This is a genomic window from Amycolatopsis sp. VC5-11, from assembly GCF_037034185.1.
Taxonomy (GTDB): Bacteria; Actinomycetota; Actinomycetes; order Mycobacteriales; family Pseudonocardiaceae; genus Amycolatopsis; species Amycolatopsis nivea.
In genome coordinates this window covers 1-2,044 of the sequence record NZ_JBAGKF010000047.1, presented here as the reverse complement: position 1 = coordinate 2,044, position 2,044 = coordinate 1, and the positions used below count along the sequence as shown (strand labels likewise).

Here is a 2,044-nt window from a genome sequence, read left to right as displayed (position 1 = left end):
CGCCGCGGTCATGCGAGACGGCTCCATGCCCGGCGGCCCGGGGCGGCTGTCGAACATCGTCTTCATGGGCATGGGCGAACCAATCAAGACCCTTTGACAACGGTCTGACCAGCGCGGATACTCCGTGTGTGGTCAACGTGATCTTTGCCGAGCGCATCAGTCGCGATCGAGGCAACACTGAGTCGATCGAATCTCAGGATGAGAAGCTGGAGGCTCGGCGAGCCGATGAGGCGAAGGTTCGCGACGTCCTGGTGGTTGGTAAGGCCGTCGACCGCTCAGTCTCTGGAGACGTTGACTTCTTCGACCGTCCGGACTTGCGGAAGTGGTTGACGGACGAAGCGCGTGAACAGTGGGACGAACTCTGGGTGACGAACCAGGACAGGCTGTCGCGAAACGACATGCACTTCTTGGCGTTCGTCTTCAAGATCCTTGAGTGGGGCAAGACGATAGTGATCCTTGACGACCCGTCCTTAGACCTGAGAACGCCAGAAGGGCGCTTGATCGCTCACGCGAAGGCACTCGGGCCTGCGAAAGAGCTTGCGCGGATCAAGGAACGAGTCAGGGACAGTCATGAACGTCGTCGTTATACCGAAGCATGGCCCGGCGGTGTGCCGACCTATGGCTACACCACTGTGCCCAAGCTCCTGCCCACCGGTGATAAGGGCAAGATGGTCACCCGGAAGGTACGTGTCTTAGATGAGTACGAGACCACCGTCCTTCATGAGATGCGCAGCTGGATGGTCGATGAAGAGAATCCTCATACCATCAAGCAGGTGTTCGTTCGATTGAACAAGCGAGGTGAACTCACCAACCGAGATCGTTGGCGGAAGTATGTTTTGGGACAGGAGCCGCGGGGTGAGAAGTGGTCGCCTTCCAGTGTGAAGCAGATCCTTACTTCGCTTTCACTCCTTGGGTGCAAGCTGCACGGGTTGAAACCCTTATACGAACCTGATGGCAGTCTGCTAGTCACGGCGGATGCGGTATTCACGAAGGAAGAATGGGATACGCTGCAGGCTGCTATCAAGAAACGCGAGCGGGAGCCGTATCGGTTATTTGGTACGTCTCCGCTGCTCGGGGTGCCATTCTGTGCCAAGTGTGGTGCCTCCGCAACGCACGTCGTCATGACCCGGGTAAGTGGCGAAGGCGATGCCAAGACGGAAAAGGTCTACCGGTACTATCGGTGTACAAATCAGCGGCAGGAAAAGCCGTGCCCGGGTGTGAGCATGCGAGCCCATGATGTCGAGCGGCTTGTCGAGCAGATATTTCTGGAGCAGGTCGGGACAGTTGAGGTGTTGAAGCGGATTTGGGTAGTCGGGGAAGATTACACTGAAGAGTTGGCGAGCGTCCGTGCTGCGATCAGCCGACTCGAGAACGAGCGAGACACGTCGGTTTCGTGGGACGACGAGGATGAGGAGTCTTACCGAGCGCGCAAGGTGAAATTGGTTGAGCGGCGAAACATTCTAAAGCAGAAGCCGCAGCGTGAGTCTGGCTACATATATAAAAGTAGTGGCGTCACGTATGCACAGGTCTGGGTTGACGCTGACGAGGGTAAGAAGCGGCGCTTGCTGGTCGAAGCGGGAGTGCGGTTCGAGATCACCAGCATGACCGAGTGGGAGATAAAAATCCCTGAGGATATCAAGGGTCGTCTCGCCGCTGCGGGTGAAACTTCGTCTCATCGCCCTGTTTAACCCCAAGGTGAGAGTCGAGATGTGAACCGGCTGCCCCCAGTCCTTAAGCGCCAACTTCAATGATTGCCTTGCATTCGCGGCGGCGCTTCGGGTTCTGGTGTCGCGGAGTGTAATTCCAGATGGTTAGCGTCTGCTTGTGAAACGCGGTTGTGATGAGTCCTCGATCGGATGCTTGATGCAGGTGAAGCTATGCAAGGAGATCGTTATGGCGGCCCCGTCGAAGGAGGGGCAGCCATGCCTTGTTCCGTACTGCGGAATGGCGGCCCGGTTTGCAGGTGGCTACGTCCCCGTCGGCGACCGGGTCGCGCCGGGGCCGCCCGCTGACCCGGTTCGCCCGCCGCTCGCGAGGGGGCGGC

1 protein-coding gene is annotated in these 2,044 nt (G+C 58.4%); it reads left to right on the top strand.

Annotated features, from left to right (window positions below):
* The first annotated feature begins 128 nt into the window (after window positions 1-128).
* On the top strand, window positions 129-1,688 hold the full coding sequence (locus WA670_RS45005; protein ID WP_336162303.1) for a recombinase family protein: 1,560 nt from the start codon (window positions 129-131) through the stop codon (window positions 1,686-1,688).
* Window positions 1,689-2,044: the final 356 nt, after the last annotated feature.